Source organism: Bacillota bacterium (assembly GCA_012837335.1).
Taxonomy (GTDB): Bacteria; Bacillota; Limnochordia; order Darwinibacteriales; family DTU012; genus DTU012.
This window is the reverse complement of sequence record DURM01000007.1, coordinates 22,893-39,038: the sequence shown is the minus strand read 5'-3', so window position 1 is coordinate 39,038 and position 16,146 is coordinate 22,893. Positions and strand designations below refer to the sequence as shown.

Here is a 16,146-nt window from a genome sequence, read left to right as displayed (position 1 = left end):
CTCTCCCCTTGAAAACGTTATAACCGCAGTGCAATTTCTGTATATAGATCCTGGATAAACAAGCTCATCCGGTCAATTACGTCAAAGAACAGCAGTCCCACAAAGAGGACAATTCCGATACCGACAATCGTAGCTGCTGTAGTAAAGATGGTTTTCCCGAAACCATACTCATGAATCACCCCGGCACCAAGGAAGAGCAGGGATAAGCTCCACACTGTACCGATCGTGACCAGGAGATAGTAAAAAGTGCCTTCATCGACAGTGATGTAGTTGCTGAAAATAGTCGCCGGGATAAAAATCAGCACCATCGGTGTCAGCGCATAAGCTCCCGCGATATAAATATCAATCATTCTTCCCTTGCCGTCCATCAGGGTTGTCAGACCCCAGTTAACCACGCACCAGAGTAAGAATGGAATAATGATGCTGACAGCCTCGACAAAGATATTGAGATCTTCAATACGGTTGTAGTTCAGTACAAATCCTGTGTACTGGCGCATAAAGACGAAGGACAGCGCAGCCATAAGCAAAATCACCGTTGCCGCAGCAAAGGAACCGCGGTTATCGTATTTCAAATCCCAGAAACCATCAAAAGGATGGAAGATGACATGCAGAGCATAGCGCATCTTGCTTAAGGTGCCCTTTACTGCCGCATAAACCCGGTTCTGCTGCACCCGCTCGCTTGCCAGCGCTGCTGCCAGCTGGCTGGTGCGGTACTTTGCCTTGGCTCTGGGAATCCACTGGCGCTTTGCAGCCGCAAAGATTACAGCTGCGATCACCAACACCCAGTTCATAAACGTTCCGAAATACTCATTCATCAATTCCCGCCGGTAGCGGTAAAACGCGTCCGAGTAGCCAGGCCGGTCGTTGCCTAAACGATAATAGAGCATGGCCTGCTCATAATCGCCCTGCCGAAGGTACGCATCTCCCACACCTGAATAAGCCAGCTCATAGTTGGCATTATATTTCATTACCTCAAACCATAGAGCGGCTGAATCTTCATAGCGTCCCTGCTCATACTCATCAATCGCCTGATGAATCAGCTGAGCGTATTTGGTGGGTTCAAACACAGTAATGCTGTTATTGCGGCTGTCCAGAACCAGCAGCTGATCGCCCAGCTGCTCAATGGCTACCGCGCGAACAAACAAGCCTGTACCCTGGCCGAGACCGCCGAAAACATATAACAAATTGCCATGATTATCATAGGTAAAGATTCTGCCCCGCCGCTGATCCAGGACACTGTAAATGCCGTTTTCCCGACAGATAATATCCACCAGCAGCGAGTAGCCGGTCACTTCCGAAAGAAGCATTTCGTCAAACACATTGATATCGCCCATGGGAGGCCAGAAACCATCCCGCTTAAGGATATCCTTACCCGCCGGACTTAACTGGCGGACCACCTCAGTAACATCAATGTCACCGCCGGATACGGTTGTATAAATGAAACCGCGTGCGTCCAGGTCCATACTGCTGTACTCAGTTGGAAGATTGAGCTGGCGTCTCTGCCGCTGCTCATCGGTGGCTATCCGGCCCCAGAAGTAATCCCAGATTCCCACGTAAACCGGGGGTGCGCCCATAAAGGTGCGGAAGTTGCCGTTGAGATCAAGCTCAATTAAACCCTCATACAGTCCGGCGCTTGTCACATAGAGCCTGCCAACTTGATCGATGGCAATTTTGGTCGGCCGGAACTGGAAATACGCGGGGAATGCTTCCGGATAAGTCTTTTCCGGAGCTTCAATTGTCATCATAAAGCGACCGTTTTCATCAAAGCGAACAATGCGGCCATTGTTCGTATCCGCCACAAACATATGCCCTTCATCGGTTACAAAGACTCCCAGCGGATTGTTAAAGCGATCCTTGGTGCCGTCTGCCCGTTCAAACTCAGCGTATACCTCAAGCAGCTCAAAATTGCTGGTCGTTCTAACAATCCGGTTGTTGCGGGTATCGACTATATACAGCGTGTTGTCCGGAGCAACAAACAAATCCTCCGGACCGATCAGTTCACCAACGCCTATATCCGAGCCATAAATAATCCGAACCGGTTCATAAGGTTCTGGTGTAGGCACAGCCCTGCCCCATGCATCAAAGACATAGCTTTTATACATAGCCGCATCAGCAGGAAAATAAAAACTCATTAGTATCAAAAATACTAATGATCCCATTATCAGTCCTCTGCACCGCACACAAATCACCTTCCCGGATAGTTCAGCTGAAATATCAGCTGCAGTTTACATTACATCTTACGCACTATCTTCACTTTAACGACATATTTTAGTCCGTCTTTAACATCTGTAATTATTATATTACATTAACCTGGTTGAGTCAATGCGATTGTTAACACTTTAACTAAATTATGAGATGTTTTTTAAGTAAATTATTTAAAAAAGAGAGACCCTTCCGCGGGTCTCTCCCAAGCAGTCTGCTGTTACTGCTTCAAAATTTCAGCTCCCAGGATGCCAGCACGCAGGTTGTGCTGTAATTATCTCCAGTAATAGATTTAAACAATTATCAAGTAAATGTTTAAGCAAGAAGAGCTACCCTAAGCACTGGATACCGATTCGAGAATCAGCACCCAGTCATTGCCATCCTCATGTTTGCCCGGAGGGTTAAAACTTACCACTCCGGAATTCTCCATTTCTCCAATCAGCGTCCGCACTCCCGTACGCGGGTCATACCAGAATGCCCGCACTGTGGCGCCTTTGATCACTCCCATTCTGAGACTAAACTCCCTGCCGGTATAAACATAGGCAAGTAAGTAGTCCGCACCGCGTGTAACTGCAACACGCTCGTATTTTTCTCCCTCGTCACCTGCAATTACCGCTTGGTCAGGGATTCGCTCCCAATAGGGATAAGCAAGAATTAAGTTTTTCAAATGCTGCATTTGGGTGCCGCCTTCATCAAATACAGCTTCCTGCCACGGTTTATACATACTCGCGCTGGGAGAATCTTTAAACGCCAACTTCATGATTGAAGCGTGCCCATAAGTGTGGCCAAAGGCACCGGCAAACACTGACCAATACGCGTATCGCCGCGCATCGGCTGCGTGCCACAGCGGTTCGTTAAAATCGTGAAGTCCGTGGGGAATAGCTTCATATGAAGGTTCCCCATCAATCGTTGGCTTAGTCGGTGTCAGCTGATAGTCGATCTCAACGTACCGCCAGTTGTCCTGGGCAAAATGATCAGTTATACCGTCCTTACCAGCTTGGCCGTAACGGCAGTGTCCCGACTGAAACATATTAAAGTCAAGCCAGCTGCGATCATGAAACCACATGGAGGATCGGGTCCGTCCCCGGGGATGAAAGGTCATCAAATGCTTCGGATCGCCAGCTTTAATCGCTTCTCCTAAAGCATCCCAGATCTCTTGACCAACATCGCCCCGGCAGTCGCCGCCGTTAAGCCAGATAATATTCGGTCTGCTGCGATAGCGCTGGGCAAGCCAAGTGCCGTAGGCCGCAGCCTGCTCTGCGGTGGCTTTCTGATATCTGACAACCGATCCCCACATCGGTACCAGGGCCATGTACAGGCCCTTTTTTTCCGCTGCCGCAAGTACACGATCGATATGCTCCCAATATCCTTCGGGATGATCCAGCAGGATCGGCTGCGCTGGGTCATGATCCACAAAAGGTCGGTTCCCATAGCGGTTTCGTGTCGGCAGACCGTGGATCAGAGACGCCTGGATCACATTATAACCCTGCTGCTGTCTCACACTTAAGTAGTATTCAGCTTCCTCCAAGGTCAACCGGCTGAACAGCAGCCAGCAGGTATCACCAAGCCAGAAAAACGGCTGCCCATTATCCTGCGCTAAGAACCTGCCATTTTCACTAATGGTTAAGCGGTTTACAGCCATATCAGGTCTCCTTTAAGGTTATCCCAAATTATAGTTCCGCTTGATATTATCTTTGATTCTCGCAATTACTTCCGGGTCATCATAGCGAATCGGACCACGGCTGGGACCAACATCAAAACCGCACAGCCCGGCCTGCACCTTGATCACTCCTGGGCTGGTTCCCAGCTTAAAATCTTGGCGCAGCGGCGCTACCCTTTCCTGCCACTTGCGCGCTGTTTCCAGATCGCCGGCCGAGTAAGCATTGTAGATGTTGAGGAGAATATCCGGGATCACATTCGCCGTTGCGGCAATCGCACCCGTTCCTCCCAGCAGCAGAGTATCAAGAATCAGGCCATCGTTTCCGCCCATCACAGCAAAATCTTGAGGGGACTGCTCGATATAGGCCTTTGTCAGCTGAAGGTCACCGCTGGAATCTTTAATCCCGACAATATTGGTCAAGTCTCTTGCTAAAGCTGCCACTGTTTCCGGTTCTAGATTAACATGAGTCCGCATGGGAATATTGTAGAGAATGATGGGGAGATCGACTGCTTCCGCGATTCGACGGTAATGGTGGTACAGCTCATGCTGAGATGGATTAATAAAATAAGGCGTTACAATCGATACCGCATCGGCTCCCAACTTTTGAAACTGCTTAGTGAGCCGGATAACCGTTCGAGTTGCGATCTCTCCCGATCCGGCGTAGACCGGAACCTGTCCATTAACCTCATCAACCACTGCTTCCACAACCTGATATTTTTCCTCTTCACTTAAGGCATAGAACTCTCCATTCGTACCCAGGCAGAAAATCCCGTGCACCCCGGCATCCAGCATTCGCCGCACGTGCCGGCGCAGTTCAGGAAAATTGATGTCCTCGCTGGCTGTAAAAGGCGTTAAAATTGCCGGAATAATCCCTCTGCACAACTCCATCCCATCAGCTCCTCTCTGCGTTTCTTCGTTAGCGGTTTTTGGCAAGCTGCACTGCGTATTCAATGGCGCTTACCAGCGATCGCTCAGATGCAATCCCCCTGCCGGCTATATCGTAAGCAGTGCCGTGATCAACCGAAACCCTGATAATCGGCAGGCCCATCGTGATATTGACGCCGCTCACCGAATTCCATTTCCCTTCCTGTTCATTCCAGGTGAAGCCCAGCAGTTTGGTGGGAATATGGCCCTGATCATGGTACATGCACACACAGATATCATAGAGTTTGCCGTTTAACTTCGGAAACACGGTATCCGGCGGAATCGGTCCATCCACATCCAGTCCAAGTGCCTTGGCAGCATTCACCGCTGGGATGATTTCCTCAATTTCTTCCCGGCCGAACATTCCGCTTTCCCCGGCATGGGGGTTTAAACCAGCGACTGCAATTTTAGGCTCGGCAATCCCAAGCTGCCGGCAGGCGCGGTCGGCAATTTTAATCACCTTCAGCACCCGTTCCTTCGTCACTAAATCACAGGCTTCCCGCAGCGATACATGGGTCGAAACATGAATGACGCGGAAATGCTCATGGGCTAACAGCATCGCATAATCTTTGGTCTTGGTATAATGGGCGTAAATCTCGGTATGCCCGGCAAATGCGTGCCCGGCAAGGTTAATTGCTTCTTTGTTGATGGGACCGGTCACCGTAGCATCAACAACTCCCGCAAGGGCCAGCTCAATCGCCCGCTTAACATAGTGAAACGCAGCATTGCCCGCTGCGGCGTTGACTCTGCCTAACGGCGGAGCTTCCGCTAACAGCTGCAGATCCAAAAGATCGATCGTTCCGTATTCAAAGCGCATATCCTCGATCTGTCCCACCGGATTCAGTCCCAACTCCTCCGGCACCAGATCGCGGAATACTGCCAAATCTCCGATTAAAAAAGGCCGACAGGCCCCATAGATTGCTTGATGCTTCAGAGCCGAGATTGAAATCTCCGGCCCGATACCTGAGGGGTCGCCGGTTGAGACTGCAATAATTGGTCTATCCATAACTCAACCTCCCGCTAAAATACTTAAAACTCTGATCAGCAGCTCATCACTGCCAAATCCACCTGCTTTGGTAACAACCGGCAGGCCGGAGCGGCTGCCGCCGATCAGTCTGCCCAGGGGAATAAACGGTTCAACCTCACCTATGATTGCAATACCAGCTGCTCCCAGCCGTCCTGCTGCTGCAACTGCTGTATCACCACCGAAGATAACCAGCCCCGCGAGGGGAAGCAGAGCAGCTGCTCCCGCGGTCTCGCTGATCAGATTCAGAACCATGGCACTGTGGCGGTCTAACAGCTCCCGATCTCCCGCTGCCCTGCGGTAGATTTCCGCTTTGCTGGTTCCCGCCGCATCTAAGATTACATGCCTGCCGCCTCTAAGGCTTTGGACTGCTTTTTGGGCAGTTTCCCGCGCTGCCGCATCCTGCTTTTCTGCAAGCCTGGTGATATCTAGCTGGATGACGCAGACATCAGGGTGGTCCCTTAACCTGTCAATCTGCCGTTTTGACGCTGCTGCCGGACTGCCGGAAAGCACCAGCACCGGCCCATTTCCATTTAATCCCTGGTTCTTGATTTGGGTTTCCGTTCTGATCAAGTCTTCGCCATAAAACCGGTTGAAATATTGAAACAAGCCCGCCGATCCGCATAAAAGCACGCTGCGGTTTAAGCGGCCGGCTGCTTCTGCCAGCACTTCTAAATCCTGCTCTGCCGCTGCATCCGCAATAATCAGCTTGATCCCGGCCTTGGCGTATTCTTCCATAACCTGGCTCACTCGCTCTGCCCCTCTGTGCACATCATCCAGGGCTACCAGACCGGTGTCTGTTTCATATTGAGTCCGGATAATCCGGCTGATCTCCGAATCTTGAATTGGCGCAAAAGGATCCTGCGCCAGCTCAGTTTCCGCAAGGGGCACCCCATCCACGTAGTGAATTCCATTTCTTGTGGTCCGCTTATTGAAAGGCAGGGCGGGAGCAACTAAGATCATGTCAAACAGCGCGGAATCCAAGGCTGCTCTAAGCTCCGCCCCCACATTGCCTCTCAGCGTAGAATCGATTTTTTTATAAAAACCTGCGCAGCCCGCGCTTTGTAAATTTTGAAACGCGGTCTTCACCGCCCGATACGCAGCATCCGGTTCGATATTGCGGCTCTGGGTATTGACTACGACCACATCTGCCCCGGCCCTAACCTGGTTAAGGTTTTGCGGCAGAAGGGCGGTGTGCACAGTTAGATTTGCTGTGAGCATCTGCATCCCAGCATCCATGGCGCCGGTTAAATCATCGGCAATCACGCCAATAAAGCTCACTTGATCACCCTCTGTCCCTGCTATTTAGTCCAATCCCGCTCCGCTATTTCCATCAGCTCTTCCGCTTCTTTTTCCGACATCACCGGGAAGAGGAGATACAGCTTTTCTGAACCATACCGCTGCACCAATCGATCAGCTCCCCGGACCAAATCAGCAAAACTGTTTTGCGATGAAAAGATAATCCACAGCGATTTTCCAGCAGCGACAGCCTGATCATAAATCGGGTACCACTGCTCACTGCCCCCATCGGGCTGGCCTGCTCCAGGTGTCCACTGCAGCGCATTCAGTTCTTCAATCTCCATCACCGCTTCTACATGCTTCACCGCATCCGGTCCATCAAGATGATAGAGCGAATAGTCGAGATTCTGACACTGCTTTCTTAAAGAAGGCAGGGCAAATTCCCGGAAATGAGCGGGGGAAATCAATGCCGAAAAATCGCACTGAACTTTTGCAATCCTGCCCGGACCCCAGATTGAGAAGACAGTGTAACTGCTGCCCCCATCGGGTGTTTTTACCAGCTCATAGAGGGGATGGTAATATTTAAAATACAAATCATCCAGCTGATCCAGGTATTCCTTCACTATATCCGGCTGATCAATCAAATCAAAGCAGAGATTCTGGGCGCCGCGCATAGCAGCTAGAATATCGAGATTTTCAATCAGATCAGGGATATTGACCAAAAATTCACCCTGAGCCAGCTCCACAGCTCTAGCAATTGCCTGCCGATGCCGCTGCCACCAGTAATTTTCCGGATCATATTTCAGCGGTCCCCAGCTGTTATAATCATCAATGCATTCGGGAAACCAGACGGTGCTTTCGGCAAACTCCGGCTCTAAGCCGAGATAAACTGCGAGTGAGCCAGCCCCAATATTTAGATCCAAGGAAGGGAAAGCTTCCGCAAAAAAGCGGTGCCGGCGGCAGTAATTGCGCATATTCACCACTTTGCGATCAACCTCCAAATGCCGATCTTCCAGAGTTTGCGGCTGCCATGTCGGCTCCAAAGGTTCAGTCGGGGTTTCCCGCCGCGCGACAACTTTCATGAGGGGCCGATCGAGATTCTTACCCTGCCACCAGGCTGTAAAGCGCGCTTTAACCGCTTCCCAATTTTCCACATGTTTCACCACAATCGCTCCCTTATTTTTGTATCAGCTGTTCCCAATCGGTCAGATGCCGCAGCACCTGGAGCCGAAACGCAGTCGGCCACGCAACCAGCCAGCTGCTGACATTGCCCATGGCATTGCCAGTGCTTTCATTGGGCGCGCCCCAGTAGGTATGGTAAAAACCTTCATCCTGGCTGCCGACTGGTCTTGGCGCGCCGTTTACCACCAGATTTCCATCAGAAACTCCCATGGAAGCATTAGCCCACACCGCCACAGCCCGCTGTCTCCAGATGTCTTTTCCGGTGAGTTCAGCAAGCTTAAACCAGTCCAGCATAAACACTAAAGCATAGGGATCAATGTGGTGGTGCTGCACCGAAACGGAAGTTCCGCCGAAAATGTCGTAGTTCAGCTCATTCAGCGGTGTATTCTTGGGGAACGGGGTAGAATAGTGCCACTGCCAGGTAGCTAGGTAGTAGGACACCAGCTCTGCCTGCTTGAGATATTCCTTTTCCCCGGTCAGTTCATAAAACTTCAGGCTGCTCTTAAGCAGCGGAATTGCCGACTCTTTATCAATGCAGTAGGTGTCTAAAGCCGCTGCCGAAGTGAAGCCGTCCCTAAGAAAACTGTTGAAATAATAGTTATAGCCCTGGCGAGCAGAATCAAAATACTGCTGCTTGCCAGTTAACTGATAGGCCTTTAACAGCGGCAGCACCAAATAGCAGCCGATTGTGCCGTTATCATCAACGCAGGTTCCATCACTGGACCAGGCTTTACCGAAGTTTCCATTGGGAAGCTGATGCTTGACTGCAAAATCGCAGATTCCCAACGCCGTTTCTCGGTAAACTTCTTTGTCAACCTCAAGATCGACCTGCTGGAGCAGCTCGTAAGCTTCAAAGAAATTTACCGCCGCGTCCCCAAGATTGCAGGCATCCTGGACACTTTTGTCCTGATTGCCGGTTAAAATCGGATCGAACAAGCACTGGATCAAGCCGTTATCAAGCACGGCGTGGCGGACCCAGGTATCTAAAGTATTGAGCCCGATTTCCAAATGCCGCTGATTGCCAGTCTTTAAATAGCTGAAGAGCATGGAATTAGCCAGGGAGATGTTCTGGCCGGTCCAGCCCACCAGATACTTAGCAGTCGGCCGCAGGTACCATTTTTTCCCGTCCCATCTTAAGCCCTTGGAAAACCCGCGGAAGATCCCATCTTCCACATAGAGAGTATCCTGAGCATAAGCCAGTCCCAGCTCCCAGATTTTCTCCGGATCATACCACGGCTTCTGCTCGTGGTAGTTAAGCTGCCAGGCAAAATCCAGCATTTTTTGGTAAGAAACCCGCTCCTGCTCAATTTGGTCAATTACTAAATAAGCGCAGATCCGAAAGGTTTCCCCGACAGTCAGCTGCAGATTGTGCTGAAAACCAGGATTGAAGTGATCCCGGCGGTAATAAGTGAGGGGTTCTTCCTCTTCCGGCCAGATTAGGCGGTGAGTGGTGGTATCTGTTTCCGGGATCAAGGAGCAGGAAAAGGGCGCATCAGATCCTGTAAGATCTCCAAACAGCCCAACGCACCAGGTATCTCCTTCGGAATAAGCGGCTCCAGCCACCGCCATTCTGCTGTAGGAAAACGACCAGGGCTTGCCGTCCTTGATAAAGCCTTTCGGTTCCGAACCACGGCCCCAATGGTTGCCGTTATAGCTTACCGCGGGAATCATCGCCCACTGGGACTGATAGGCTGCTTTAAAATCGAGATTCAAGAAATACGGATAGCGATCCGTATCAATCAAAAACTCAAGCAGAATCCGAAAAATTCCCGAATCTACTTCGTCAATATCGCAGAGACTGAGATGCATGCCCGAGCCGGCATGAATCTCCAGTTCCCCGATCAGCTGCTCCTCGTAATACAGCGTCCGGTTATTTAAATCACTTTCCCAGCGAAAACCCATCCTTACCTACCTCCTTTTCTGCGCGCAAGCAGTTTTTGGACCGCTAAAGCGATACCCTCACCCGTCAGCCGATAGTGGGCAAAAATCTGAGGTGATTCGCCAGTTACTGCTGGTTCATCCGGTATACCCAGAATCTCCATGGGCACCGGATGATTCTGCACAATCACTTCTGCCACTGCCGCGCCCAAACCACCATGTACGCTGTGCTCTTCCACAGTGACAATCGCACCGGTTTCCCGCGCAGCTGATAAAACCGCAGCAGTATCCAGAGGTTTGATGGTGTGCAGATCGATAACCCGGGCTTCAATTCCCTGCTCCCGCAGTTTTAATCCCGCGTCAAGAGCGGGACGCACCATTTCACCACAGGCGATAATTGCCGCATCATTACCTTCCAGCAGTACATTCGCTTTACCGATTTCAAAGGGGGCATCAGCTTCAGTATAAACATCCGGTACCGCGCCGCGGCCCATCCGCACATAAACCGGCCCTTCCATTGCTGTCAGAGCAGCGGTCATTTTCCGAGTTTGATGCGCATCAGCCGGTAAAATTACAGTCAGATCTGGGATTGCCCGCATCACCGCTAGATCATGAACTGCGTGGTGGGTAGATCCAAGCGCTCCGTAGCTCACCCCACCGCTGACCCCAATGATTTTCACATTGGTCCGGCTGTAAGCTGCGTCTACCTTTACCTGCTCCAAGCTGCGCGCCGATAAGAAACAGGCGGGACCGCAGACAAATGGTTTTTTGCCGGCAGCTGCCAATCCGGCGCCGATGCCAACTAGATTTTGTTCCGCAATGCCTACTTCTACAAACTGCTCAGGAAGCTCCGCGGCAAACTGCTCCAAAGTGACCGAGCCCCGGGCATCGCTGGTAAGAGCGATAATATCCCGATCCTGTCGCGCCAGCTCGAGCAGGGTTTCTGTAAACGCTTTTCTGCAGGGAATGCTGTTTTTACTCACGCCGAATCGCCTCCCTCTGAGCATTAAGTTCTGCTAAAGCCTGCTGATACTCTTCATCCGTGGGCACTCGGTGGTGCCAGCCTTTATGATTCTCCATAAACGATACGCCTTTTCCCTTGACAGTATTGGCAATCACTAAATGAGGCCTGCCGCCGCCTGGCTGCAGGTTGTGCAATAGATCCACAAGACCCTGCAGGTCATGGCCATCAGCTTCATGCGCATTCCAGCCGAAAGCCTCCCATTTAGCCTTGAGATTTTCTAGAGCCATCACTTCTTCTGTATCGCCGCCAATCTGAAGACGGTTGCGGTCAATAATACCCACCAGGTTGTCCAAGCGGTAGTGACTCGCAGACATGGCCGCTTCCCAAACCGATCCTTCGGCCAATTCTCCATCCCCCATCAGCACAAACACCCGATAGTCTTTATGATCCATCTTTCCTGCTAACGCCATGCCTACCCCGATCGGCAGTCCATGACCCAGCGCACCGGTGCTCACTTCAACGCCGGGGACATGGCTGCTGGGGTGGCCGATCAGCCGCGATTGATAAGCCCGATATGTCGCTAATTCTGCTTGATCAAAGAAGCCTAAATCAGCCAATACTGCGTAGTAAGTTTCCACGCTGTGGCCTTTGCTCAACACGAAGCGATCCCGCTCTTCCCAATCAGGACGCGTAGGATCGACCCGCATAACTCCGTAATAGAGGGCTGTCACAATATCGGCGCAGGAAAACGCCCCGCCGATATGGCCGCCCTGCGCCTGATAAATCATCTTCAGCACTGCAATTCTCGTCTGAACTGCTTTTTCTGCCAGATTCAGCTCCATCAATTCCATCACTCCTCAGCCTGATTGATCGGCTGCGATGCAGCAAAAGTTATCGTTCTAAATTCATCCCACAAACTCTTGACCGGATCCCCCGGCTTGTACTTTCGGCAGGCGCAGTAAAAGTGGTAGAGCACACCGTCATGATAGAGAAGCGCCGGTTTGTGGGCAAAGGAATGATCTAGTTCTCCCGGATCACCATTAGGCAGAATCGGATCAGGATGCTTTTCCCAGTTGAACAGATCATCGGAAAAAGCAATGCCATCCTGGGCATGGCGGCGGTTAAACCCATAATAGTACATCACCCAGCGCTCGCCATCTTTAACCACATATGGATCGGCGCAGAACTGGCTGTCCCAGCGGCCAGACGCTACTTTCACAATCGGATTGTTCTCATACCGCTCCCAGTGCTTGAGGTCAGTAGAAATAGCGACTCCGATCTGCTCCTGCCAGCCTCGCGGCTTTTGGTCTTTGGCATTGTAAAAAAGGTAGTACCTGCCGTCTTCCTCAAGTAAGCACGCCTTGTACAGTCCGCCGTTTTCCCAATCCGCTCCGTCTTGCCAGGAAAACACCGGTTCCGGCAGGCGGTGCCAGTCCATCAGCTCTTCATCCTCAGTCCAGGCCAGGCCAATCTGAGCCGGACCCGCTTCATAGCCCTCTTCGGGATAGGAGTGGTAAACCATCCAGTATTTCCCATCTACTTTTTTTAAAGTAGGCAGGTCCCACAGGGAATTGCTCTCTTTTAGAATCCAGGTTCCCGCAGCACCGATCCGATCCCAGCCCACATGCTCTTCCCGCTTGAGAATCGGGCCTTTCCGCTCCCAGGTGATTAAATCATCGCTGACAGCCAATCCGGTTTGATAGCCGGTTCCGTCAAACCCCACATACATCATATAGAACCTGTTATGATGATAAAACACAAAGGGGCAATCCACTGCCAATTCATCGAAGGCTCCGGAGATACCGGAGCCGGTTAAAATTGGTTTACCCAGCTTATAAGGGGTAAGATATTTTCTAATCATAGCCAGTACCTCAATCCATGTACTCCGGTCTGGCCGGCGTGAACGATTCGATCAGCTCCGAGTCTTCAAGCACTTCCGAGCCATGGGCTTCGTTCGAATCAAAGATGTAGCCGCAGCCGGGTTCCACAATGATGCTGTCGTTGGTCTCGGTGAAAAAGCGGACTTTCCCCTTAATCATATAGCCGTTTTGAACAGCTTCATGCTTGTGCAGGGGTATCCGGGCACCTTTTTTCATGGTGAAATGGCAGACCATTAAGTCGTCGTTATACACCAGAGTGGTTCGGAAAATGCCGGGCATCATCTCCACAGTTTTGGCCTCGCCCACATGCCTGCTGTACATATTCTTTGACATGATTAAACTTCAGCTCCTCTCCTATAATGCGCTGATCCGGCGCCGCTCGTTAATTGTCGTTAAGAGCGCACCCCAGCCTGCTTCAAAGCTGTCGCGGAAGTACCGCACCGGACCAAAGTCAGCGAATTCTTCTTCCTTCAGACCATCTTCCCGGTAAGCCTGCTCAAACTCCGGAATCTTGAGCAGTTCCCTAACCGCGTAGTCCGGAATCGGAGTATCCATGCGGTAAACTACCGGCGGATCCAGCTCCAAAAGCTTATCGATGGCCCCGGACCAGTTGATGGTAATGTGCATATCTGAACCTACAAATTCAGTAAAATGATGAATCCCTCTGGCTCCCCCGCCCAGCATGATCACGTTATAGCCACGTTCTTTCAGCACTCGGTACTGCTTGCGGGCAATAATGGTTCCCGCCTGCCAGAGGAGATCCTTGGCGATCTCAATGCCCCTCAGTTTAACAAGCTCAGCCAAAAATTCGTCAAATATGCCGGTAATATGGGTTACATACATGGGGGGACGGTTATGATACTTTTGGCACGCCAGTTCATAAATCTCGCAGACGCTGATCGCCTGGGCGATACCCATAATCTCGGTGGCAATAATCGGCACATTTTCTCCGATTAGGTATTCCATCGCCTTTAAGCCCGACGCAGTGGTGGGAATCTTAGCGATCACATTTTCCCCAAGTTCTCGATCCTTAAGGGCAGCGTCGATGATATTCTGGTAATCATCTTCCGCAAAGGGATCGCCCTGAATCGAAACATAGCCCAGCTGTCCCGGCTGCTCTTCATAGAGCGGCCGAAAAACCTCAACAATCGGCTCCATTACCCGGCGCTGAATTTCGGAGGCAGCTTCCGAATCGTCATCTGTTATCGGCAGGACCGCATCAATGATCGCGAGAACCCGCGCCCGCTCTGATTCTTGATTCAGCATTTTGGCAGTGTAAGTAGGATTGGTAGTGCAGCCGATTGCTCCTACCGGAATTGCTTTCCGCGCCTCTTCTACTGTCGGATTATTGATCCACAACCGAGTTTCGCTCTGCTGGCTTACCCGTTGAAAATATCCCAGGGTCATAGCTGTCTCCTTTCTTTATTCGTAATTGCCTGCCGGCAGGCCGAAATAATATCTTCAACACCCATGCCATAAGCGTCTAAAAGTTGTTCCGGTTCACCCGACTCAGGGTAAACATCCCGCAGCCCTACTCGCACCAAAGAAGCCGGAGCATGCTCAGCAATTACCTCAGCAACCGCGCTGCCTAAACCGCCGATGATATTGTGATCTTCGACGGTTACGCACGCTTTGGTCTGCCCTAAAATTTCAGCAATGCCGTCCACATCCAGCGGCTTGAGGGTGTGAATTTCAACCGCTGTCGCTTTAATTCCCTGCTTAGCCAGCTCCTTAACGGCAGCTAGAGCTCTATTAAGGGGATATCCGCCAGCAGCAAAGATTGCCACATCACGGCCGACTTCCTCGAGAATCCGAATTTTACCGAGCTCAAACGGAACGTCATCGGCATGTACAACCGGATCGCGTCCGCTCCCAATCCGGATGTAAACCGGTCCAGGAATCTCCGCGGCCGCTTTTACTGCTTGGCGAGTCTGACCCGCGTCAGCCGGCACAATTATGGTTATGCCGGGAATTGTCCGGAGAATGCCCAGATCCTCAAAAAACTGGTGCGTGACTCCTTCCCGCTCACCTGCGGCTATGCCGCCATTAGCGCCGACCATCTTTACATTTAGATTGGGGTAAGCGACAAAAGTCCGCACCTGCTCGCAGGCGCGCATGGTAATAAATCCGGCGTAAGTCGCCACAAAAGGAATTAATCCGTAAGAAGCCACTCCGGCCGCGCAGGCCACAGCATTCTGCTCCGCGATGCCCACATCAATAAACCGTTCGGGAAATCTGTCGATGTATGAATCTGCACGCACAACCTTGGCAGAGTCGGAACAAACCAGCACGATCTCAGGATTGTTCGCTGCCAGCTCAATTAAACTATCTATAAACGCCTGCCGCGTGTTGGCAAGGATCATGATTCCTCAGCTCCTAACTCGGCTACTGCCTGCTCCCACTCCGCTTTGGTGGGCACTCCTTTGTGCCAGGCATTGTTATTTTCCATAAAAGACACTCCCCGTCCCTTAACAGTCCGGGCGAGAATCACCGAAGGTGTTGTATCCTCTGCTTTGGCATTATCAAGAGCGGTTAAGATTTCAGTGAAATTATGACCGTCAATCGTCTGGCAGTGCCAGCCGAAAGCCTCCCACTTCGGCACCAACGGTTCCAATCCGCTGATGTCAGCGATTGGTCCACCGCTTTGAATGCCGTTGTAATCCACAAGCACAATCAAATTGCCCACATTGTAGTGTTTCGCCGCCATGGTAGCTTCCCAAACCACACCTTCCTGGAGCTCACCATCGCCAGTGATTACATAGATGTGGTTGTCAATTCCCTTGATTCTACCTGCCAATGCCATCCCCAGTCCGATGGAAATGCCATTGCCCAAAGAACCGGAAGTAAAATCAATTCCAGGAGTTTTCAGCATGTCCGGATGTCCCTGGAGCATACCGCCAAAAGTCCTCAGCTTTGGCAGTTCGTCCTTGGAGAAATAGCCCCGGTTTGCCAAAGCCGCATAAACGCTGGGACAGGCGTGGCCTTTCGATAAGATCAAGCGATCCCGCTCCGGCCAATCCGGATCTTCCGGTTTGATCTTCATGGCGCAGAAATACAGGGCTGCTACCAGATCCGCGCAGGACAAACTTGGACCCGGATGCCCATCCTTAGCTTGATAAATCATAGTAATGATGTCTGTTCTCAGTTTTCGGGCAGCCGCTTCCAGCCGCTCAATATTGTACCCTGCCATGGC

General features: G+C 51.3%; 14 protein-coding genes. All 14 read right to left on the bottom strand.

From position 1 onward, the window contains the following. Positions 1 to 17: 17 nt before the first annotated feature. Positions 18 to 2,132, bottom strand: a complete 2,115-nt coding sequence (locus GX019_00595) for a hypothetical protein (protein HHT35656.1) — start codon at positions 2,130 to 2,132, stop codon at positions 18 to 20. Positions 2,133 to 2,536: 404 nt separating this feature from the next. Beyond that, positions 2,537 to 3,844 carry a DUF4038 domain-containing protein gene (locus tag GX019_00590; protein HHT35655.1) on the bottom strand — a complete coding sequence of 436 codons (1,308 nt, stop codon included), beginning with the start codon at positions 3,842 to 3,844 and terminating at the stop codon, positions 2,537 to 2,539. 18 nt (positions 3,845 to 3,862) lie between these two features. Then, the gene (dapA, locus tag GX019_00585) at positions 3,863 to 4,750 is read right to left on the bottom strand and encodes a 4-hydroxy-tetrahydrodipicolinate synthase (protein ID HHT35654.1); all 888 of its coding nucleotides are present in this window, start codon (positions 4,748 to 4,750) and stop codon (positions 3,863 to 3,865) included. A gap of 28 nt (positions 4,751 to 4,778) precedes the next feature. Continuing rightward, positions 4,779 to 5,792, bottom strand: a complete 1,014-nt coding sequence (pdxA, locus tag GX019_00580; GenBank protein ID HHT35653.1) for a 4-hydroxythreonine-4-phosphate dehydrogenase PdxA — start codon at positions 5,790 to 5,792, stop codon at positions 4,779 to 4,781. 3 nt (positions 5,793 to 5,795) lie between these two features. Then, the gene (locus GX019_00575) at positions 5,796 to 7,091 is read right to left on the bottom strand and encodes a four-carbon acid sugar kinase family protein (GenBank protein HHT35652.1); all 1,296 of its coding nucleotides are present in this window, start codon (positions 7,089 to 7,091) and stop codon (positions 5,796 to 5,798) included. Positions 7,092 to 7,111: 20 nt separating this feature from the next. After that, entirely contained in the window at positions 7,112 to 8,212 is a 1,101-nt protein-coding gene (locus GX019_00570; protein HHT35651.1) for a trimethylamine corrinoid protein 2, read from the bottom strand. Between the two features lie 13 nt (positions 8,213 to 8,225). Further along, a complete protein-coding gene (locus GX019_00565; GenBank protein ID HHT35650.1) occupies positions 8,226 to 10,133 on the bottom strand; it encodes a hypothetical protein in 1,908 nt (635 codons plus the stop codon). A 2-nt stretch (positions 10,134 to 10,135) separates the two neighbouring features. Continuing rightward, entirely contained in the window at positions 10,136 to 11,116 is a 981-nt protein-coding gene (locus tag GX019_00560) for a transketolase family protein (protein ID HHT35649.1), read from the bottom strand. Beyond that, on the bottom strand, positions 11,085 to 11,924 hold the full coding sequence (locus tag GX019_00555) for a transketolase (protein ID HHT35648.1): 840 nt from the start codon (positions 11,922 to 11,924) through the stop codon (positions 11,085 to 11,087). Before GX019_00555 ends, GX019_00560 begins: the two co-directional genes overlap by 32 nt. After that, positions 11,924 to 12,934, bottom strand: coding sequence for a hypothetical protein (locus tag GX019_00550; protein HHT35647.1), 1,011 nt, complete (start codon positions 12,932 to 12,934; stop codon positions 11,924 to 11,926). The genes GX019_00555 and GX019_00550 overlap by 1 nt, the downstream gene beginning before the upstream one ends. A 10-nt stretch (positions 12,935 to 12,944) precedes the next feature. After that, complete coding sequence (locus GX019_00545) at positions 12,945 to 13,286, bottom strand: cupin domain-containing protein (protein ID HHT35646.1); 342 nt, start codon at positions 13,284 to 13,286, stop codon at positions 12,945 to 12,947. A 21-nt stretch (positions 13,287 to 13,307) separates the two neighbouring features. Then, positions 13,308 to 14,360, bottom strand: coding sequence for a hypothetical protein (locus GX019_00540; protein HHT35645.1), 1,053 nt, complete (start codon positions 14,358 to 14,360; stop codon positions 13,308 to 13,310). Then, positions 14,357 to 15,316: a transketolase gene (locus tag GX019_00535; protein HHT35644.1), complete on the bottom strand. Its 960-nt coding sequence runs from the start codon at positions 15,314 to 15,316 to the stop codon at positions 14,357 to 14,359. Before GX019_00535 ends, GX019_00540 begins: the two co-directional genes overlap by 4 nt. Further along, a complete protein-coding gene (locus GX019_00530) occupies positions 15,313 to 16,143 on the bottom strand; it encodes a transketolase (protein HHT35643.1) in 831 nt (276 codons plus the stop codon). The genes GX019_00535 and GX019_00530 overlap by 4 nt, the downstream gene beginning before the upstream one ends. Between the last annotated feature and the right edge of the window lie 3 nt (positions 16,144 to 16,146).